The 21649-nt window shown below is 41.0% G+C and carries 20 protein-coding genes; 7 read left to right on the top strand and 13 right to left on the bottom strand.

What is annotated here, in order from left to right; genetic code table 11:
* Genes IPM71_11055 through IPM71_11040 form a run of 4 tightly spaced genes read right to left on the bottom strand, consistent with a single transcriptional unit; the run spans nucleotide 1 to nucleotide 4815 of the window.
* Nucleotides 1-1017 (bottom strand): glycosyltransferase family 9 protein, encoded by a 1017-nt coding sequence (locus IPM71_11055; protein ID QQS50131.1) that lies wholly within the window; start codon nucleotides 1015-1017, stop codon nucleotides 1-3.
* Entirely contained in the window at nucleotides 1004-1765 is a 762-nt protein-coding gene (locus IPM71_11050; GenBank protein QQS50130.1) for a glycosyltransferase family 2 protein, read from the bottom strand. Before IPM71_11050 ends, IPM71_11055 begins: the two co-directional genes overlap by 14 nt.
* 10 nt (nucleotides 1766-1775) lie before the next feature.
* Complete coding sequence (locus IPM71_11045) at nucleotides 1776-4232, bottom strand: bifunctional UDP-N-acetylmuramoyl-tripeptide:D-alanyl-D-alanine ligase/alanine racemase (GenBank protein QQS50129.1); 2457 nt, start codon at nucleotides 4230-4232, stop codon at nucleotides 1776-1778.
* Nucleotides 4233-4236: 4 nt separating this feature from the next.
* On the bottom strand, nucleotides 4237-4815 hold the full coding sequence (locus IPM71_11040; GenBank protein ID QQS50128.1) for a thymidine kinase: 579 nt from the start codon (nucleotides 4813-4815) through the stop codon (nucleotides 4237-4239).
* A gap of 169 nt (nucleotides 4816-4984) precedes the next feature.
* Between IPM71_11040 and IPM71_11035 the strand changes: the two genes are divergently transcribed.
* Nucleotides 4985-5677, top strand: a complete 693-nt coding sequence (locus tag IPM71_11035; protein ID QQS50127.1) for a hypothetical protein — start codon at nucleotides 4985-4987, stop codon at nucleotides 5675-5677.
* Between the two features lies 1 nt (nucleotide 5678).
* Complete coding sequence (rsmI, locus tag IPM71_11030) at nucleotides 5679-6392, top strand: 16S rRNA (cytidine(1402)-2'-O)-methyltransferase (protein QQS50126.1); 714 nt, start codon at nucleotides 5679-5681, stop codon at nucleotides 6390-6392.
* Nucleotides 6393-6430: 38 nt separating this feature from the next.
* Here rsmI and IPM71_11025 read toward each other — a convergent pair whose 3' ends face one another.
* From IPM71_11025 to IPM71_11015, 3 genes are read right to left on the bottom strand one after another with little or no spacing between them, the layout of a single operon-like run.
* The gene (locus tag IPM71_11025; GenBank protein QQS50125.1) at nucleotides 6431-6796 is read right to left on the bottom strand and encodes a hypothetical protein; all 366 of its coding nucleotides are present in this window, start codon (nucleotides 6794-6796) and stop codon (nucleotides 6431-6433) included.
* A 4-nt stretch (nucleotides 6797-6800) separates the two neighbouring features.
* Nucleotides 6801-7361: a sigma-70 family RNA polymerase sigma factor gene (locus IPM71_11020; GenBank protein ID QQS50124.1), complete on the bottom strand. Its 561-nt coding sequence runs from the start codon at nucleotides 7359-7361 to the stop codon at nucleotides 6801-6803.
* Nucleotides 7361-7696 (bottom strand): hypothetical protein, encoded by a 336-nt coding sequence (locus IPM71_11015; protein QQS50123.1) that lies wholly within the window; start codon nucleotides 7694-7696, stop codon nucleotides 7361-7363. The genes IPM71_11020 and IPM71_11015 overlap by 1 nt, the downstream gene beginning before the upstream one ends.
* A 261-nt stretch (nucleotides 7697-7957) precedes the next feature.
* Between IPM71_11015 and IPM71_11010 the strand changes: the two genes are divergently transcribed.
* A complete protein-coding gene (locus IPM71_11010; GenBank protein QQS50122.1) occupies nucleotides 7958-8458 on the top strand; it encodes a hypothetical protein in 501 nt (166 codons plus the stop codon).
* Between the two features lie 27 nt (nucleotides 8459-8485).
* Here IPM71_11010 and rmuC read toward each other — a convergent pair whose 3' ends face one another.
* The 6 genes from rmuC to IPM71_10980 form a co-directional block, all read right to left on the bottom strand.
* Complete coding sequence (rmuC, locus tag IPM71_11005; protein QQS50121.1) at nucleotides 8486-9805, bottom strand: DNA recombination protein RmuC; 1320 nt, start codon at nucleotides 9803-9805, stop codon at nucleotides 8486-8488.
* Nucleotides 9806-10158: 353 nt separating this feature from the next.
* Nucleotides 10159-11610 (bottom strand): IS1182 family transposase, encoded by a 1452-nt coding sequence (locus IPM71_11000; protein QQS50120.1) that lies wholly within the window; start codon nucleotides 11608-11610, stop codon nucleotides 10159-10161.
* 160 nt (nucleotides 11611-11770) lie between these two features.
* Nucleotides 11771-11938 (bottom strand): 4Fe-4S binding protein, encoded by a 168-nt coding sequence (locus IPM71_10995; GenBank protein QQS50119.1) that lies wholly within the window; start codon nucleotides 11936-11938, stop codon nucleotides 11771-11773.
* Nucleotides 11939-12039: 101 nt separating this feature from the next.
* Nucleotides 12040-13242, bottom strand: a complete 1203-nt coding sequence (locus IPM71_10990; GenBank protein ID QQS50118.1) for an amidohydrolase — start codon at nucleotides 13240-13242, stop codon at nucleotides 12040-12042.
* 7 nt (nucleotides 13243-13249) lie between these two features.
* The gene (locus tag IPM71_10985) at nucleotides 13250-13621 is read right to left on the bottom strand and encodes a sulfite exporter TauE/SafE family protein (protein QQS50117.1); all 372 of its coding nucleotides are present in this window, start codon (nucleotides 13619-13621) and stop codon (nucleotides 13250-13252) included.
* 2 nt (nucleotides 13622-13623) lie between these two features.
* On the bottom strand, nucleotides 13624-16905 hold the full coding sequence (locus IPM71_10980; protein QQS50116.1) for a PD40 domain-containing protein: 3282 nt from the start codon (nucleotides 16903-16905) through the stop codon (nucleotides 13624-13626).
* Nucleotides 16906-17073: 168 nt separating this feature from the next.
* On the opposite strand from IPM71_10980, the gene IPM71_10975 reads away from it, so the two are divergent.
* The 4 genes from IPM71_10975 to IPM71_10960 all read left to right on the top strand — a co-directional run bounded on the left by IPM71_10975 (nucleotide 17074) and on the right by IPM71_10960 (nucleotide 21649).
* On the top strand, nucleotides 17074-18147 hold the full coding sequence (locus IPM71_10975) for a DUF1573 domain-containing protein (protein ID QQS50115.1): 1074 nt from the start codon (nucleotides 17074-17076) through the stop codon (nucleotides 18145-18147).
* Between the two features lie 224 nt (nucleotides 18148-18371).
* Nucleotides 18372-19109 (top strand): hypothetical protein, encoded by a 738-nt coding sequence (locus IPM71_10970; protein QQS50114.1) that lies wholly within the window; start codon nucleotides 18372-18374, stop codon nucleotides 19107-19109.
* A 596-nt stretch (nucleotides 19110-19705) separates the two neighbouring features.
* On the top strand, nucleotides 19706-20686 hold the full coding sequence (locus tag IPM71_10965; protein ID QQS50113.1) for a hypothetical protein: 981 nt from the start codon (nucleotides 19706-19708) through the stop codon (nucleotides 20684-20686).
* Between the two features lie 27 nt (nucleotides 20687-20713).
* Nucleotides 20714-21649: a DUF4249 family protein gene (locus IPM71_10960; GenBank protein ID QQS50112.1), complete on the top strand. Its 936-nt coding sequence runs from the start codon at nucleotides 20714-20716 to the stop codon at nucleotides 21647-21649.

Raw genomic sequence — 21649 nt, 5'->3', positions numbered from 1 at the left:
TTAACTTTCCAAAAAGCGTATTACATCTTCAGGACGTATGGCCTTCATGCAGGCACACTCGATGCTTATACGGCATTCCTGGCATTCTTTATCTACCACAAGCACGCTTGCATGTATCCCAATGGGTCGCCAGCGACCGGGATGCATTGGGCGAATGGGCGGGTAAATACCAAGGGCTTTAATACCGAGAGCGGCTGCTATGTGAAGGGGCCCTGTGCTTGCAGCTACCAGGGCATGGGCACGGCTGATAAAAACAATAAACTGCTCGAGGTTCAATTTTCCTGTAATATCAACCACCTCAGTACGCACAGATTCAAGCCATTCGGCCATCTTTTCCCTGTCGTCGGCAGTACCTGAAATACAAATACTATATTCTTGTTTATTCACAAGCCTGATAAGTTGGCCGAAATTCTCCAACCCCCATTCACGGGCACTTCCTTTTGACTTCGGATGAAGAATCAGGATTTTCTTCCCCTCGGGCAATTTTATTGGCAACTCAACATTTCCTTTGATACGATTGACATCCACACCATAATACCTGTGCATTTCGTCGGACTTAGGTCCAGAATCGATTCCCAGCGGTTTTAAAAGATTGAAATTTAACTCGCTTTCGTGTAAATCAGATTTCTTCCTGGAAAAAGACACTTTGTAATTACAGGTAAACCAGTGAAACTGGCGGTGTGAAGTTCCAATGCGCCCTTGTATTTTGGCAGCTTTAGCCAGCCTGGCAATATCGCGGTTGGGATACACATGCACCATCCAGTCGATCGACAAAGATTTTAAAAACTCTTTCTGCGCATCAAAAGGCAATTTCGAAATTTCATCCCAATTCAAAAACTGGTCGACATGCTTGCTCATTCCAATGATTGCACTGGTATAGGTGCGACCCAGAAAAAAAACCTTGCAATCAGGAAAGCGTTCTTTTAAATAGCCTGCCATGGGAAGGGTTAGCACCACATCGCCAATGCTATCGGTGCGACTGATTAAAATATTCATGCACGAATCAGCCTTTTGCATTTCGTTTTAATTCTATCATTTTTAAATACTTTACAAAAGTTGCCACCGACGACAAGCCGCAGATTACAAAGCCATAGTAACCATCGAGAAAGCCCAGTTTAAACACATAGTCGCGCCAAAATTTCCAGACTGGTTTTATTAAAAGTAAGAACACATTGGCTGCTTTGCCCCTTTTAATAGCCTCATTGGCGCCAATGTGTGTAAACTTATCGATCTGGAGCACATGCTGCGAAATGGAGTGGTAGGAATAATGATAGAGATCGCCTTTGAGAAACCGCACCTGGCTTCCCTCGTCCATTTCAAATTTATCGTGTGGGTTTATTCCTCCCCATTTTCCTTTACGGCTGTCCCAAAGGCGAAGTTTTCGGTCGGGGTACCAACCGCAATGCTTAATCCACTTGCCACAATAGTTGGTCATGCGGTTAAAAAAATAGCCATCGGCCTGCCAGTTGGCTTTCACCTTTAAAATTTCGTCCTGTAGCTCTTTCGAAACCACCTCGTCGGCATCGAGAGAAAGCACATGCGGATAGCGTGCCTGAGTTATTGCCCAGTTTTTTTGCTGTATATGCCCTTCGAAAGCATGCTGCACAAAACGTGCACCTTTTTCCAATACAATCTCCTGTGTACGGTCGGTCGAAAATGAGTCGACAACAACAATGTCGTCGGCAATGGATTGAACCGAAGCTATGCATCGGGCAATATCCTTTTCCTCGTTAAAGGTGATTATGACTACAGATATCTTTTGCATGGGGCCTTATTTAATCTTTGATATAAATTCTTTTTACACGCGACGATACATTGGTAAGTATTTCATAAGGAATGGTGCCAACTTGTTCGGCTAGTTCAATAATCGATGGATGATTGCCAAAAACCACCACTTCATCACCCTCTTCGCATTTAAGGTATGTGATATCGACCATGCACATATCCATGCAGATGGTGCCCACATAAGGTGCCTTATGGCCATCGATGGTAACATAGCCATTGCCATTACCAAGTTTGCGGTCCAGGCCGTCGGCATAACCTACCGGAAGAATAGCAATAATAAAGTCAGTATCGGCTTTTCCCTTGCGGCTGTATCCAACTGTTTCTCCACGGGGAATTTTCTTTATCTGCGAAATGTGGGTTTTTAAGCTGCTTACTGGTTTTAAAAGCGTTTGAACGGATGACACACCATGCAGACCAATTCCAAGCCTTACCATTTCGAAATGAGCTTCCGGAAACCTCTCTATTCCTGCTGAATTAAGTATATGTCTCATGGGCTTGTAACCTAGGGCCTCTGCGATGGCATCAGACATTTGTTTAAACCGTGATACTTGTTCGTATGTAAACCAATCGTGCTCAGGCTCGTCGCTGGCAGCAAGATGAGAGAAAACCGACTTAACCTTTAAACAGGAAGTGCTCTTAAGCCTTTTTAAAAGCCATTCCAAATGTTCTCCGGTAAATCCAAGGCGATGCATTCCGGTATCGAGTTTGATGTGAACCGGGTACTGAATTAATTGCTGTTTTTCGGCCATTTCCAGAAACCTGTCCAGAATGCGTGGACTATAAATTTCTGGTTCGAGCTCATAATCTACCATGCGCGAAAAATCTTCTACTCCGGGCGACATCACCATTATTGGTAGGTGAATTCCTGCCTGACGCAACTGAACCCCTTCGTCGGAAAAAGCCACTCCCAGGTAATTCACCTTCTCGTGCTGAAGCACGCTGGCAATCTCAGTACCTCCCGAACCATAAGCCAGTGCTTTCACCATTACCATGATTCCTGTTTTTTCCGATAATTGAGCACGGAAATAATTCAGATTATCGACCAGATTATTGAGGTTGGTTTCGAGTAGGGTGGTGTGGTTCTTCTCTGCCAACGACTGAACAATACGTTCGAACTGGAAGCCACGAGCACCTTTAATAAGAATAATCTGATCTGAGAAAGCTCTGAGTTCGGCAGAACGAAGAAATTCATCTGTATCGGAATAAAAAGAACTTTCGATGCCCTGAAAATATTTTGCGTTGGAATACAACTCTTTACCAATGCCAATAAATTTATCGATACCTTTTTGTTTTACAAGGGCTGCCACCTTTTGGTACAATACCTCGCCACTAGTACCAGCCTGTTGAATGTCGGAAAGTATCAACACCTTTTTTCGGAATAATTGCTGATGAATGTAATCGAGGGCTATGGCAAGCGCATTTTCATCGGAATTATAGGCATCGTTGATGAGCAGGCAGCCCTTAATTCCTTTTATCTGCTCCATGCGCATAGCCAATAAGTGGAGCATTGAAACCTGTTCTTTCACCTCGTCGAAACTAAACCCTGCAGATAACAAATAGGTGATTACATGCAGCGCGTTCTCTATGGAAGCCTTATCGGAAAAAGGAAGGGTTAGTGTAGCTGACAGCTTATGATAATGTAGTTGGATTTTACTTGAATGCGAAGTTTCTTCCATTGATGACACATATACTGTGGCAGAAGGGTTCCGCATCGACCAGCTTATGAATTTTTTATTGGGATAAATGCTCATTAAGGCCTGGTGCACCATTTCATGGTCGCGGCAATAAAACACTTGTTTGCAGTGCTTAAAAAGCTTGATTTTCTCGTGGAGTTTCGATTCCAGTGTGAGGAAATTCTGTTGGTGTGCCTCTCCTATGTTGGTTATTAGCCCATGCGCAGGGTTTATTACAGCCTCAAGTTTGTCCATTTCGTTGGGCAAAGATATCCCTGCCTCAAATATGGCCCACTCACTTTCGCGATCAAGCAGCCATACCGAAAGGGGAACCCCAATCTGCGAATTGTAACTCCTTGGGCTGCGTGTAATTTTGTTACGCGAAGCCATACATTGTGCCAACCACTCTTTGACAATGGTTTTGCCATTACTTCCAGTAATAGCCAACACAGGCAATGTAAAATGTTTTCGGTGCCAGGCAGCAAGCTTTTGTAAAGCGAGAATGGTATCTTCTACCTGTATAAAGGCCGCATCGGCATATACCTTGGTACTCTTAAAGCGGCTCGAAACTAAGAATACTCTTATCCCCTTCTGGTACATGATTTCGACAAAATCATGTCCATTGTGCCTTTCTCCTTCAATGGCAATAAACATACTACCCACTGTTTCTGCCAGCTTCCGGCTGTCGATTACAAGCCATTCGACCGGTAGCGAAGCGTTACCAAAAAGTTTGCCCTCCACCACAGCTGCAATCTCGCCAGTAGTATAGCCCATATTATTAGTGCTTATGAGTTTGTTTAAAACATGAACGGCACAAGGGCTCATAGGTTTCCAGTTCGCCAATGAGCACACGTTGTGCATCGGACGTTTTCCGATGGGTAAATTGGGCCAGGTTGCCGCACTTTACACAAATGGCATGTACCTTTGTAATGTAGTCCGCTACTGCAAGCAGATTGGGAATTGGACCAAAGGGTTTCCCCAGGAAGTCCATATCGAGTCCGGCAACAATAACCCTTACTCCACTGTTAGCCAATTTGTTGCACACTTCAATTAAGCCTACATCAAAAAATTGGGCTTCATCCACACCCACTACATCTACATTGCTCGAAAGCATAAGAATGTTCGAAGCTACATCCACCGGTGTGGAATGAATAAGATTTTCGTCGTGCGATACCACATTCACATCAGAATAGCGTTTGTCGATACGGGGTTTAAAAATTTCAACCTTTTGTCCGGCCAACTTAGCACGTTTAAGCCTTCGGATTAGTTCTTCGGTTTTCCCCGAAAACATCGATCCACAAATTACTTCAATCCAACCGCTGCGGTTACCCGGATTAATGGTGTTTTCTGTAAACATTCAAAAAGATTATGCGCCTGGCAAAGTATATTAAGAAAATAATTTACGATTTTTGCCCCAGGTACCGTTTCTGTTATCTCAGAAAGATCATGCTACCTGAAAATTACAAACCATCACAAAAATAAAAAAATACAACAGCTTTTTTGTCGAATTGAAAAGAATTGAACCCATGCACTATAAAAACTCCATAGAAGCAGTATCGCATCAACTTCAGGAAATTGCGGAGGATATTGCCAAATGGCAACAAAACGGGCCCTTAAGAAACATCGACCTTGACCTGGCATTGAATAAAATACGCAACCTCTACGATCTGATGCTTACTTTAAGAGCAGAAGAGCGAACATTTTTAAATAATGAAATAATTCATCATGCCCAGGAAACTATTCAGCAAGATAAAAAAACAGAAGCCCTCATTATTGAAAAAGAAAAGGATCCAGAAAAAAAACCTGAAGCAGCAGTGGATAAGCCTGTGAAATTCGAAAAAGAAAACCTAATAGAACCGGCAACCTCTAATCTTGAAAAGGATAAAAGCCTGCTTTCAGAAAAATTTCATCAAACGCGTCCAACACTTAACGAAGAGCTTTCGAGTCATGTAAGCTCAAGCGATCTGGCCAAGCAGCTTAAGAACAAACCTATCACCAACCTGTCTAGTGCCATTGGCTTAAATGAAAAATTCGAACTCATTCACAACCTGTTCATTGGCGACAAGCAGAAATATGAACAAACCATTGAAGCGCTAAATCATATGGCGGATTACCAGGAGGCCCTCGATTATTTATCCAATGTTGCCAAACTCGATCTTAGCCAGCCTCTTGTGCATCGCCTGCTGGAACTTTTGCAACGCAAACTAATGACGAAATAAGATGCCCGGAAGGCTTTACATTGTTCCAACCCCTATTGGCAACCTCGAAGACATAACACTGCGGGCCATCAGAATATTAAAGGAAGTTGACCTTATTCTGGCCGAAGATACCCGCACTTCGTCCAAACTTCTGAGGCATTACGACATCACAACGCGCACCGAATCGATGCACATGCACAACGAGCATAAAAAGGTAGATCAATACATACGACGTTTGCTTGCCGGAGAAAATCTGGCCTATATTTCCGACGCCGGAACTCCCGGAATATCAGACCCTGCATACTTATTGGTGCGCCATTGCCTCGACAACGAGCTGGAAGTAGAGTGCCTGCCGGGCGCTACTGCCTTTGTTCCGGCACTGGTTAACTCCGGGTTACCTTCGGAAAGGTTTATTTTTGAAGGATTTTTGCCCCAGAAAAAAGGACGTAACAAGCGTCTGACGCAATTGATTTCCGAAGAAAGAACCATTGTATTTTACGAATCACCCTTCCGGCTCGTAAAAACTTTAACTCAACTTATCGAGTTCTTTTCGCCCGAACATAAGGTATGTGTATCGCGTGAGCTCACCAAGGTTTTTGAAGAGAATTTTCGGGGAACCCTGCAACAAGCCGCAGCCTACTTTACTGCCAACCCTCCGCGTGGAGAGATTGTAATCGTATTCAGCCCGCGAATGGGGTTGATGGAACCGGACTCTGAAGAAAGGGATGAGTTATAGGATTAAGGTTTGAAGCGCATTCGAACATATTATTCAAACTACCATGCATTTTGTTGCTTACTTAAACGTAAAAGGTTATCGACCTGCACCAGAATAACAATTGAAAAAAGCAATACACAGGCTGGAATTATTACCCCGGAAAAATTGGACGTAAACGCATCGAAGTAACTACTGTTGTAGCTTACCGCTGCATTGTAAACTGCCCAAAAACCACCAGGAAAGAGCACTGCTGAAAGCAAAATAAAAAACCACGATGCCCGGATATTTTTCCGCACATGTTTTTTAAACTGACTTGAATAGAAAACCTTTTGCATCACCTTATCTTCGAATCCGGTAGTTGGAACATGCAGCATACTCATACCAACCAGCCTGCTTAATTCCTCATCATGCTTATTGTGTTTCATTTCATTATAAGATTGAATACATTTCATTTTTATAACTTCTTTCGAGCAAGAAATAAAATCGTTTTCTTGCCCTGTGCAAACTAACCTTAATGTTCGATAGACTTAAACCGGTAATTTCTCTTATTTCTTCTACTTGTTTTTCGCTCAGATAATACAAGCGAAGCAGCAAGCTTTCGGATTCAGGCATGCGTTGAAGAATATTCTGAATAATCTCTTTTTGCTCCATCTGGTGCAATGCATCCAATGAGTTTTTTACTTCAGGATTTATATCCTCTGGCAAAGAATCCTCGTTAGGCAGCACCTCTAACCTTTTTCTTTTTATTTTTCGAAGCGACTCGTTTACCAAAATTTTATAAAACCAGGTAGTAAAACTCGACTTCTGCTTAAACTTATCAAGATTCTGGAAAGCTTTGACAAAAGCCTCCTGGGTAGCTTCTTCCGCCAGAAACTCCGATTTGCAGATGCTGTTAGCAAGAGAATAAGCCATATCCTGGTACTTGTTTACAAAATACCGAAAAGCATCCACATCACCTTCCAGAACCTTTTTTATATACGCAATGTCCATCAGCTCTGAGTTTCGTCTTTTTTGGCAAGCATAAAGTTATTAAAAATAAGGGCTGCTCCACCAAATAACAAAATCATGCTAAAGAAGGAAACTACTTCGTTGATTACAGTGAACTCTCCAAGCAGGTAACCGAAAAATATACCAATGCCAAGTCCGATAAATAAGGTGCCTGCTTTAAGCCCCATATTTTTACTTCTTTTAGGTTGTTTTCTTTCAAAAATACCCTTTTCTATCATCGCCATTTTTTCTTTGTGTAAGGCTGAAGTCACAAAGAAAATGGATAAAGCAACAGCAGCGAAAAACCCTAGCGGTACTAAAATTTCAGTTAAATTCATGGTATTTACTTTTTATGGTTAATAATTGATTTTAAATATTAGATACCACCAACCCGAAATCGGTTACAAAAAGAATGAAAAATGTAAAAAAATAAATGCTGATTGTTTTTAATGCACTCATAATCTGCATAATAAATTTATTCCAACGACAAGCAATAGCTCCCTAACATAAAACTGTTCAATACCGAACAAAACAAAGTGCAAATCCGGTCAATGAAATTTTTGTTTTCGATGCATAAATGAATTTATATTATTGATTTTATGAGTTTTACAACAAACGGCACAATTGATGAAACATGGGTGGCAAAACATACAACCATGAAACCACTTCAATCCATCAGACAAACCATTTTTGCAGCATCGCTGCTGGCCTTAGGATCGCTGCCCTTAAAAAGTCAGACAGTGGCCAGAATATCTGAGCAAACATCCAATAAAGTTGTATTTACCATCGAAAACTTAAAAGAAAACACTAAACCTTCGAAAATTATTCTGGTTTACGACTCAAATCTTATTGCGCTGGAATCTACCCCGGAAAATAACAACTTGCTTAGGAACAAGCATTCGAGGAATCACACTTTTTTCTATTATTCTGCTGCCAATGCCCTTTCATCGACTTTAAAAGAAGATGTGGAACAAGAGATTGCACTCGAAGAATGGATGCTAAAACCCTTTGCATGCGAAAGCTCTAAAAAGGTGGCCGACAGCGAACAAGAAGAAGAAATAAAAATTGAACCGTGGATGACTGATCTGACACAATGGTAGAAGGCAAATTTCATCACTTCTTACACATTAAGCTTCATCTACTGTATCCGATTCCTGTTCAATGCCCATTTCAATCGAACGATTTACAAGATTATCAGGCAATTGTTTCTTGGCTTTAATACCCAGTTCTTTTAATTTCTCCACACGGCTTACCAGATTACCTTTTCCTTCGGTAAGGTTTTGCATAGTCTCACGGTAAAAACCAGAAGCCTCATCCATCTTCTTTCCGAGTTTAACCAGCCGCTCGCTTAATAGTACAAAACTATCGTACAATGCCCCACCCTGACGGGCTATTTCGAGCACATTGCGGCTTTGGTACTCTTGCTTCCAAAGACTTTCAATCATTTTAAGTACTGCTACCAGGTTAGTTGGGCTGATAAGTAAAATGCGACGTTGGTAGGCATAAGCCCATAACTCGTTGTCATTTTGCACTGCAAGCAGGTAAGCCGGTTCTACAGGAAGAAACATCATCACAAAGTCGAGTGATTTCAATCCTTCCAGATCTTCGTAGGTTTTCGAGGATAACCTGCTGATATGGCTTCGTATGGAAAGAAGGTGAGCCTTCATGGCTGTGGCTTGTTCCTCTTCTGTGCTGGCAGAAGTATATTTTTCATAGGCAGTTAATGAGACCTTCGAATCAATCACTACACTTCTGTTGCCCGGATAATGCACCACTACATCGGGAAGAAACCGGGTTCCATCGTCGGAAACATAAGATTCCTGCACGGTAAATTCAATTCCCCTTCTTAATCCTGTTTGTTCCAGAATACTTTCCAGCAACATCTCACCCCAGTTTCCCTGCGTTTTCGAATCGCCTTTAAGGGCACGAGTAAGAGAGTTGGCCTCTTTGCTAATTTGCTGATTCAACTCGGCAAGCTGTTTCACCTGTTCTTTCAACGAAAATCGTTGTTGAGCTTCTTTATCGTATACTTCATCTACCTTTTTTTCGAACTCTTTAATCCGAAGGTTGAGCGGATTCAAGATCTCATTCAGGTTAATCTTGTTTTGTTCGGTAAACTTTTTGGTTTTCTCTTCCAGAATTTCGTTGGCCAGGTTTTTAAACTCAAGGCTAAATTGCTCTCTGAGCTTCACAAACTCAACCTTTTGTTCATCGAGCCTTGTTTGTAAATTCACCAACTCGTTCTGCCGGGCAGCCAGAGAGGCGCTCATCTCCATTAGCTGGTTTTGCTTTTCGTTGAGACTATCTTTAAGCCGTATGGTTTCGGTTTCGAGCATGGATGCTTTTTCGCTTAATACAGCCTGGCGGGTTGCTCCAATGCTGCGAAAATACAACCACGACAATACCGCTCCGGTTAAAATACCTGCAAATAAGAAAACGAAGTTCATATTGAAATTTTTGATTGACGGATGAAATTAGGTTTTAAAGCCCTGATATGCAAGAAAGTCAGGTAAAGAACTCTAGGTAAAATAAAGAAATTCTTTTGCTTAAGTAAAAGAATTATTATTTATCCTGTGCGGAACCTGGAGGTATATTAATTAAAAAACCCCCGGGAATGCCGAGGGCACTGAAAAAGTATCAACTTATTTAAGTAATTCTCTAAAAGATAACTGGCAAGTGAAGACAATATCTTCATTTGCCAGTTTCTTTTTAAAGAACGAAATGCAAATTTTCTGGTAAAAAGAGCTTTTAAATTCTTTTTGTAATGAGGGTAGATGTAATTTGAGGCTGGAGTCCCCTGTTAATTCATTAATTTGAGGATTCTTTTGAGATTTACAGTAAAAATGGCCATTGCCCCTTGCATTTGCATGTTGGTAATTCCGTACGAAGTAGCTCTTCCATAGCCATGTACGTTTTTTAGTTCACTATTTTTTGCTTCAATTTTATAACGGTGTTTTGCCTTTTCTTTGAAGTATTCGGTCTGTTGAAACTCCATTTGTTCCAAATGTTTATCCGATTTAATAGAAACAGAATAGGTTTTAGTTTTTGCATCAGGTTTATAGCATCCGTTTTTTAAGGTACATGTTTTACATTTTTCAATATCGAAGTAATAAGTGTCTACTTGGTTGGAGCCATCATCTTTCTTTCCTTGACGTGCTTTTCTTATAGCCATATGCCCTGCGGGACATACAAACATTCCGGCATCTTTGTTGTAGTCAAATGTATTTTCTTGATTTCTAAAACCCTGCGTAATAGAGGGATTCAATTTTGCAACGATTTTTATTTCTTGTTCATCAGCAATTTTAAGATTCTCCATTCCTGAATAGGCTGCATCGCCAATGATTGTATCTACCTCAATTCCATTATTTTGACTAGATTCAAGCAATGCCGGTAACTCTGGGCCATCGCCCTTTTCTCCGGATGTTACCACGGCAGCCGTAATAATTCGTTCCTCTGTCATGGCGATATGGGTTTTGAATCCAAAAAATGAAGAGTCTTGCGTCTTATGGCCTGTTCTGGCATCAGGATCCTTTGAAAGTGTATAATGATCCTGTGTATCTTCAATGGTTTCTTTCAATAGATTTAGCTTTTCTTTTACTTTTGGGAATGAACGTATTACTTCGTCTGACTCTATCGCCTTTTCAAGCGTATCACAATATAATAATTCATGCTCCAAATCATTGTCTTCGTTCTTTTTAGGCATTCGCTCTATCCAGTTCTCATCTGTGGAATAAACCACCTTACGAAGTTGCCGGGCACGTTCTTTGAGCACTTCCAAGGGGGACAATGGGTTCGATCTGGATAATGAATGTGTGGCATCAACAATAATGGACTTCGATTTGATGATACCCTTTTCAATGGCAATGGAAACGGTCTTGCCTATCAAAAGATTCAACAAATCGGTATCCTTCAACCGCAGTTTCCTGAATTTGGTAAGCGAACTGGGATTTATCACATCTTCTTCAGGTGTCATCTCCAAAAAATACTTGAAAGACATGTCAAAACGGGAACGTTCTACTACATCTACATCCGAAATGTCGTATATCGTTTTGAGCAACAGATATTTGAACATACGAATAGGGCTCTCAGCATTGCGCCCATTGGTTGAGCAGTATTTGGTTACCAGTTCATCATAAATGAACGAAAAATCAATGAGCTCATTAATTTTTCGTAGTAGATTATCCTTGGGAACGATAAGGGAATATAGATCAGAGTATAAACTAAGCTGAAGTTTTTGCTGTTGTACGAGCATATAAGTGCCTTTATTTTAGGCTCTTAAGATACAAAAAAAAGCAGTAAAATGCCAAGTTTTTATCTTGTATTTTACTGCTATATTATTAATATTCTTGTACTTGGGACTTTTTCAGTGCCCTCGGAATGCCGGAGGTTTTTAAAATCGTATGCAGATAAAACTAAGCTGCGCTGATTGCTTCTACAGGGCACACATCGGCACAAGCACCACAATCGATGCAAGCATCCGGATCAATTTTGTAGATATCACCCTCTGAAATAGCCTCTGATGGACACTCTGGTAAACAAGTTCCGCACGCGGTACACTCATTGCTAATTACGTAAGCCATAATATCGAAATAATTTTATGCCGGCCTAAACCGACGGGTTAGAAATTCGGAACAAATTTATAGTTTAATAAAAAACTAAGCTATTAAATTTTCGTTTTTTTTCAGTATTTAGATTCATTCTTTAGAAAGCCCAATGCCAGGTAGGCCATTGTCGCCATTCCGGTTTCAAGAGCCTTTTCGTCGATATTGAAAGTGGGCGAATGCAAGGGAGAAACCACTTTTGCTTCAGCACCAGAGATACCCAAACGATAAAAAGTGGCCGGATATTGCTGCGAAAAAAAAGCAAAATCTTCGGAGGTCATCCGCAGGTCGAGTTCTACTACCTGCTCTTTGCCAAGAATTTCCATTGCCAGCTTGCTTGCCTCTGTAGTAATACCAGCATCGTTCACCAGACAAGGGTAACCAACTTCAATATCTACCTCGCAGGTGGCTCCCATCGATTCGGCAAGTGTGGTAGCAATTTTGGTAATTTTCTGATGGGCTTCGTACCGCCATTTTTCGTCCATGGTTCGGAAGGTTCCTTCAATTTTCACTTCGCGCGGTATGATGTTGGTAGCTCCTGGGGCATCGACTTTACCAAACGATAGCACCGAAGGAATGGCTGCATAGGCATTGCGGCTGACTACCTGCTGCAGGGCTACAATGATGTGCGAGGCTACCAGCACCGTATCCACAAGCTGATGTGGCATGGCAGCATGCCCACCTTTTCCCTTTACCGTAAGGTAAATCTCATCGGCCGATGCCATATACATTCCTGAGCGAAATCCTACTTTCCCTACCTGGAGGCCTGGCATCACATGCTGGCCGATTATCAGATCGGGCTTTATAGCATCGAAAATACCTTGCTCGAGCATGAGCTTGGCTCCTCCGGGTAATTTTTCTTCGGCCGGCTGAAAAACAAGCAAAATGGTACCCTCAAAATCATTTCGAAACTGCTGGAGAATTTTTGCTGCACCCAGCAGGCAGGCCGAGTGCACATCATGCCCGCAGGCATGCATCACCCCGGTGTTTTGCGAAATATAATCTACCTGGTTTTCTTCCACAACAGGCAGGGCATCCATATCGGCCCGAAGGGCGACTATTTTTTTTTGTGGATTGAGCCCTTCAATTTTGGCCAATATTCCGGTTTCCACATACCCTCCGGTATAGGGAATACCTAATTCGTCGAGTTTTTGCTTAATAAAGGCCGATGTGTGGTGCTCCTGAAAAGATAGTTCAGGATGCTGATGGAGATAACGTCTGATCTGGATTGTGTCATCGAGAAAGGCCGTGGCCAGTTCCTTTATTTTTTGAGAAATATTCATTGTTTTCTTATTTTCCTAATAGCATTTTAAGGCCCGCCAAAAGCATCAGTAATCCAAAAGCTCTTTTAAGAGTCTTTACCGGAAGATTAACTGAAAGCAAGGAACCAAGGTAACTTCCGATTACAAAAGAAATAACAAGCACAAGTGCTACCTTGTAATTAATAAAGCCTTGCTTGTGGTAGTTGCTGGCTGCAATAATAAATCCGATGGGAATAGACATCACAGCCAGACTTGTTCCCTGAGCCTGGTGCTGAGTCATGCCAAAAATAAATACCAAAGCAGGCACCATGATAATGCCCCCGCCAACACCGAGACTGCCACCAATAAAACCGGCAAGTATTCCGGTAATGATTAAAAGTATGAGATTGTTTGCTTCCATAGCTAAAAGTCTAATGCCAGCGAAAAATAAAATACCTGGGGCAGCACCTGGTTATTTTCAATACCCCAAGCCCAGTCAAACCGAATAAAATATCCCAGAAACTGCGTACGTAATCCAAAGCCATAGCCTGCAACAAATGGGTCGCGTTGGGCATCGATCTCAATCTCGATAAGGGGTTCAGTTTGCGATCCCTGATAGATATAATCGCGGTCGTAACCATTCTGTTTCGACCAGGGTGATACCCCCGACCATGCGCTACCGACATCAAAAAAGCCAATCACCTGAAAATTCTCTAAAAAGGCATTACTCAGCGGATAATTGGCAAGGTATCGGATGATTGGTAAACGAAGCTCAGAATTGAAAAGGGCGAAATTACTTCCATTGCGGATATTCTGCGAAAAGCCTCTCATGTTGGTGGCCACTGTCTGAAAGGCATAGTTTACGTTATCAGTAATCCTGATTTCGCTGAGCGGAATAAAAGTAGGCGTGCGGCTGGAAAGATTGGTCCAGTTATCGACCCCACCCAGGTAATAGATTAGCCTGGCAGTACCCAGCGACGATCCGGTAGCAATGCGATTGGCCCATATGAGGTTTCGGTGTATCACCAGGTAATGTCTTACGTCGGCTCCCCAGGTTACCAGGTTAGAATAGGGTTTATTGACCATCTGGTAATACTCCGTAAAAATTTTTAGGCGCGTACCGGCAGGAAGGTTTAACCCGAGCTGCCGGGTGTTATCGAACACATATTCAAGTTTAGGTGTTATCCAGAGTTTCTCGACGTTGGGTTGGGCCAGTGCCTGGTTAATAACCGTAAGCGAAGTGCTCACCGGCTGAAAAATTGTTTTATCCTGTCTTGCTCCGATAGTAGCCGAGAGCGATGCAACCTGACTGAACGGATAGCGAAAAACACCATAAATCTGGTTGCTGACATTGCGCACCTGGTAGGGTATTTCATCCTGGGTCAATGCGTTAAAACTTTGCCTATGAAAAAACAATTGTTTGTCTAACCTGTCTTTTAGCATCTCTAGACCAATGAGGTACTCGCTGCTTTGAAAATCGAGAGGTAGGCGTAAACCGGCAATTACACGATAATTCTCGAATAAATCTTTTGTGCCCAATCGAAAAGCCAGGTTTAATCCGGGATTATAATACACTGCTCCACCGGTAAAGGTCTGATAGGACTCGCTTAGAAAACTAAAATCGATTTGCCCTGTCACATAATCCTGGTAAAATGCACGCTGGTAAATACGGGCCCTTTCAGCCTCCTCATCTTTTGGTGGAACAATCTCCAATAGAATATTTTCGTCTTTAAATTGTGCGTTTAACATTTTAACGCGTTCAATTTCAAACAGGTAATTGTTAATATCAACTTCACTGACAATCAGATTAATGGTGTCGTTGCCACTGATTATGATGTTGTTGAGTGCAGAATCGAGCGGAATTTTGGCAATTTTTATCTTACTAATACTGTCTGCGATTAAAAGCTTCTGTGTTTTTTGCTGTCTGAAATCGGTTTCTTGAAGCTTTATGGAACCATTTTCCGGAAGGTCCAATTCATGGAGGTACATGTTGTACTTCCCTTTCGAAAACACTATTTCTCCCAAGGTATTGGTCGAAGGCTTATAATCCTGGTCCAAAATACTCCTGCTATAATTCGATATGGGTTGGGTAATGGCATAATAACGGTAGTGCACGGTTGTATCGACATAGCTGATGGTGCTATCGAATTTTGAGTAGTAACGGTTCACGATACCGCTCTTGTTGCTGAGTGAGATAAACTGGTTGGCTCCTAATTCGTATGGTTTATCTTTCTCTACATAAGGCGAATCGGCAAGCCGGAAAAGCTTATCGGGTTTACTCTCAAAATCGTATATAAACAAGTCTTGTGTAAACGAACGGGTTTGTTTTTCAATTTCTTCACTAAGTAAATCCGTCTCCCGGTTGGAAGCAAAAATAATTTGCTTTCCATTGCTTATAAAACGTGGATTAAAGTCATCGGCTACATCGTTGGTAATCTGAAAATTGGTTCCGGAAGCTACCGAATGTACAAAAATATCGGTCTGCCCGTTTTTAACTGCCGAAATGGCTATTAAAGAACCATCGGGAGAGAAGGAATAGCCCAGCACTTTATCGAAATAAAGAATATTCCTGGCGGTAAGTTTTTTCTCACCAAAAGTATAGTAATACATTACCAGGCCGCCCTTTTCCTCGACAATAAAGGTTAAGATCCGTCCATTCGGGTACCATGCCAGCACCGGATAAGAATAATCGGTTATTTGCTCGAGTTTGTGCTCGCGCTGAAGTAACTTTTTTTGTTTCTGTGTATTGGAATCGTAAAGCCAAATGGCATAGCGACCTTTGGTATTGGTAACATAAGCCACATGATTACTTACAGGGTTAAGGCTTAGTTGCTGATACACTCTTTTTTTCTTTGGCCGCTTTAAGATAGGTTTACCAGAGGGGACTTCACCGGTATCTTCCAGTGAGGCATACAAATCGTTGTAATAATAAAACCATTCGGCCGACAAGTCTTTAATCGATGAGCCCAAGACATAATAAAAACCCTGGTTGGCATTTCGGTTTATCTTGGTCATATATAAAATTCCCGGAATCACCGACTCACCATACACCTCGCTGATATAACGCCAGAAGGAGTGTCCCGCATAAGCAGCATCATCACCTTGTAAACGATTGAATTTTTTGTACTTGCCATTTACAACTCCATCTTTCACTCTGTTTTCCGTTTCAAAATCCCAGTCTTTCGATAGGTAAGCTACCAAACCATCTATGTACCAGGCTGGCAGGTTTATGAGGGTGGAATTGGCTGCATTGTCGCGAAATTGCTGCCCGTAAATCATTTCGCTGATCAGTATTTGACTAATGGCAGAGGTAATTTGTTTTTCGAATGCTTCAAAATCACCTTCAAAATATAAAAATGCTTTGTTGTTGTCGATACGAAAAGTACCCCCGATGTTCGACTCAGTTTTGCCGGTAACTAATCCGATGTTGCTTTGCCGGAAATCGGAAAGCTTGTTGTAAACAAGAAAAATAATTCGCTTATCAAGATTATAATCAAAAAATGACTCGATTCGTTCAATTTCTTTTTCGGCAAATTCAGAAGCATAACGAGCCAGCTTGTCGCCATTTTCACTGTAATAAGTATCAAAACGGTCAAATCGATAATAATTCCAATAAAACTCGCGGTACTGCACACGATTTTTTCCAAACAACATCTGATGACCATTGTAAAACTGGCCATTCACATTGCTTGCGAGGTAACACAAAAACAGGGGAATTAAAATGCGTTTTACCATCCAATAAAAATAACAAGCTAAACTTTGAAGGCATAAAAATAGATTAATTACTCCGAAATTTACCGCCCAAGCCGGAACTTTTTAGTTGCACGACTGGTATAAATGGCATAACTTAATTTTTAAATCAATTTAATGTTCATGCTGCGATATACTTCCTTGACAATCATAAGCATTGTGTTCATTCTGAATCTTTCTGCTTCCTCTGCCGACAGTGCCCGTATAGCATTCGACTCGCCTACCCTGTATTTTGAACCTGCCTATGAAGCCGACGGCAGCTTTCCGATAGAGTTTACATTCACCAATTCTGGCGATTCTGCCCTTGTCATACACAGAATTATTGCCCCCGGCTTGTCGGATGTATCCTTTACGAAAGATCCGATACTTCCATTGCATACTGCCAAAATAAGCGCCACGATCAATCCGGTTGGAAAAACAGGCTTTTTCGATAAGAAGTTGATGGTTTTCAGTAATGCCGTAAATTCTCCCAGCCCCCTGGAGGTGAAAGGGATTGTTGTTTCGGGCACACGCAAAGGCGAATTTAAATACCAAATGGGTGCCATTGCCCTCAGGCAGCTTCAACAAAGTTTTGGTTACATTTACAAGGGCGACAAGCCAACGCAGTTTCTTCCTGTTCGAAATCTTAGCAACAAAGCCATTGATATTTCCTTTAGCGATTTACCAGCCCACCTGAGCATACAAAAAATGTTCGATAAACTGGCCCCAAACTCTACCGGATATGTAGCCTTTACCTACAACACTGAGTTAGTCGACGATTGGGATTTTGTAATAGACCGGGTAAGCATTAAGGTAAAAGGTCAGAAACCCGATACAAACCAGTTGATCGTATCGGCCAATATTCGCGAAAACTTCCTGTTCTTGACTGAGGCTGACTTGCTGGTGAAACCAAAAGCCACATTGCCTATTGACACCATGTTTTTCGATACCATTTCTCATGGCAAAGTTGTACAGGTAGAGTTTCCGGTATACAATACCGGTGGTCGCGATCTGGTGATAAGGGCCGTAAAATCGAGTTGCGGATGCACAGCTGCCATGCCACAAAAAACACTAATTCCCCCAGGCGACTCCACCCATGTAGTGATTGAATTCAACTCATCCGGATTCAGAGGAAACAATTGCAAAGGGGTTACCCTCATTACCAACGATCCGGAGAATTACAAGCAATTTTTATGGTTGAGCGGTTTCATCGAATAAACTTCGAAGCCTGTAATTCCTTATAGACTTAAGAACAATTAAACAGGCTAATCGAGCTCGTGAGTATCTGTTATCATTTATCTTACAATCTATTGCAGCTTATTTAGAAATAATTTAGACAGCTGCACTGCTAACATCTTTTCTAAAATTTTGTAATTTTTCACTTGGCTAAAAAATTGACTTTTAGCTGTGATATAAATGTTTTACCTCAAAAAGATCCAACCATGAAAACCACAAGCCAACCAGGACTTGCTATTTTATTAGCAGGAAGTTTTTTCGTTTCTGTATTGTTTACAAGTTGCACTTCAATGCTAAGTGCCAAATTCGAATCTGATACCATCGGGAGCTTGCCCGACAAAACCCTTCCCGGCAACCCTACTGGCGATGCCATGACCTATGTGCCTGAAATAGAAACCCAATTAGAAGTAATAGCCACCCCAGCGAATCCCGCCCAGAAATCGCTTGAATACAAAAGTGTTTCGCCCTCTGGCAGCGTGGGAGGCCATTCGAGCTGGCTGGGGTTCCGTGCTAAAAGCACTAATTTCTCTAAAGCCATTACTTTTGTGTGGTCGGCAAAAAAGGAATTTAATACCACCGGCCCTGACCTTTACATCGATTGTTCCGATGGTAGCGGAGTGGTGGCAGCCCGCATAAAAATACTTGCCAATGGCGATGTAAAGCTTGTCGAAAACATTGCCACCGATGACGGAACCTTAGTTGGAACAATACCCAATGGCGAGGTTCACACATTTATGGTTACTGTAGACCTACCCAACGAAAAATACAATCTTTCTGTGCTGAAAACATCGGGCAACATTACCATCACTGACCACGCATTGCTTAACGAAAACATTACACTTTACCATAACCCGGCCAATCCGGCAGTTTCGTTTAAGTACGACACCTATGGCATTGCCCAACAATATATTCTCGACGAGGTTTTTATTAACCGCAAAAACTAATTTTTCTTATGCATTTTGAATTGCCTTTTGGTTAGTGAATTAACCGAAAGGCAATTTGGTTTTATAGATGCAGTGATGAGTTCATAATAAAATTTATCCTCTAATGCCTATGAACTTAGCTTTATTAAACTCCTTCCTATGGCGCGTCTCGATAGCCATCGACATTAACGCGAAACTCATCTTTTGCAACACTCCTTTTTAACTTAGACTAATTCTAAATTACCCCCCCCCGTGTATATTTTTTAAAAATTCCTGCATATATTTACTCTGAGTGAATGCCGTTTTTAAAACCAATTGATTAACCTAGGAGAGGATGCTGGGGGGGGTATTGCCCTTGCAGATAGGTTGATGATATAGTGTTTTATTAAACGGTTTTTTTATGCGTAAAAGATTCATTCAAACGTTAGAAGAAAGTAATGTTAAAAATGTTGATATTCAATTATATACTTAATTCTCAATTGCCTATGGAAAAAAGCAAGAATTCCTGACCCCCACCTAAACAAAAAAACAATCCAAAAAAAAGGCAACATAGTCTGCGAAACTATGCTGCCAGGTATTAATTATCAAGGCCAAGCCTTAAAAAATCAAGTAAAAATATGAAAAATTTAATTGTTTTATTACTATTCACTTTACTCATAATTAACGGTTGTAATGAGAAAGAGGAAATGCCTATTCAACAACTAAATGATAACAAGATGTTAGTATTCAATTCACCTCAAGAAATGGATACACTAATTAAGAAAACATCGCATATGCAATTAGAGGAGTTAATAGCTTATGAGGATGCAAAAGGATACAAATCTTTTGGTCGTCTTTGCGAGGAATTTTACAGTACGATTGTACCTGAAAATTTTAAAAGTATGGAAGAAATTTTAAGATTTGTAGAGGAAAATAGCAATTACCTTCAAATTGAAGTTGATGAGGATGGAGAAACCTCCATTATGCCCAAGAACTTCCATTCAACTGAAAAATTTATTATGAATGAAAACAAGATGTATCAGATTGGTAATAGAGTTTACAGAGTTTTTGACAATGGTGTTGTATCAACATCATTAGAAAATTCACAAAACCTTACCAACATCAAGGAGGAGAATATATTGTCTTATCAATCTGATGGTAGATATCTTTATACCTTTAATGCATCAGTAATAAATTGTAAAAGTGGATTGGCCGCATGTGGTAATGCTGCTAGTGATTTTCACGCAAATGGTAGTGAAAGGGTTGTTATAAAAATATGGGCTACTTCTGTCCGTACAACTGATCCTTTGGGTAACCCTTTTAATTCTTTCCTTGCTTTTAAATATGAGGCTTATGCGCAAAAAAGAACCTTAGGTATATGGTTTGGTTGCAGTCGAACCATTAATGCAAGGTTCGATGCAACAGTTACCTTTGGTGGCAGATATTTTCCTTTTACTTTAAATTATTTTAATCACTCAGGGAATATTACAAATACTGCGGTGGATTTGGATTTTGGATTTGGCCCTATGTACGGTATTCCAATTGACTCATATTTTGTTCGCTACAATTGCTTTGCATCGATACCAAAACCTTGCTATGCAGACTTAGTATGTAACTAATCCATTTATATTTTGACCCAAAAGCAAATGAAAAAAATACCTCTATACACTGTTGGGTTTAAAAGTCCAAAAGCTTTTGGGTCAATTTATTGGTTTAGTCGGCTTATTGTTTTAATACTGCTTGCCTACAATACGGTATGTTGTCGAAAGCTTGTGGAGGACGATTTTCCTGACTTTCCATCCATTCCTGTAATTAACAGCATTTTAATTGCCGACAGTTTACTTAAAGTGCATGTATCGTTTACCGATAAAATCGGCAACTCGAAACTTGCAGGGATAGAAAATGCCCTTGTAATCGTGGCTTCAGGTTCGAGGGAGAATGATACCCTTACATCCATCGGAAATAGCATTTACCAGGCCAAAACTGTTGTTCAGCCACTTGAAACTTATACCCTTCAGGTCACGATTCCTGGCTATGAAACCATCGTTTGCAGCAACACCATTCCCGATACTCCTGAAATATTGGCGATACAAAGTATTAATTATGCCGGCATAGATGAAGAGGGCAATACATACCCTGCCCTGAAAGTAACATTTAAGAATAAGCCGGATGAAGCACTTTATTTTCAGATTGCAATTAAACTTATACAATACGATACAGTGACATTCGCCCAATTGATACACATCACAGATCCTGTTTTACTTCACGAAGGAGTTCCTATTCCTGTATTTAGCAACGAGCTGATTAAAACTGATTCGTATACCATGCTTCTTAATTATACTTCGGGCTCGCAGAATAACTTAGATCCACTTCTTGTTGAGCTTCGGGCAATTTCTTATGACTACTATCTGTATTTGAAGCAATTATACCTTTATGAAACAGGAAGGTACCCCACTGAAGTCGGTACAGGTGCAGTAACAAATTTTAATCTGTATTCGAATATCGAAGATGGATATGGCATTTTTGCGGGATATTCCCTGGTGGTTTCCGATACCGTTCAACCTGAAACTTATTATTATTAA

It is taken from the genome of Bacteroidota bacterium (genome assembly GCA_016699695.1).
Lineage (GTDB): Bacteria > Bacteroidota > Bacteroidia > Bacteroidales > UBA10428 > UBA10428.
This window is presented reverse-complemented; position numbering and strand designations above follow the sequence as displayed.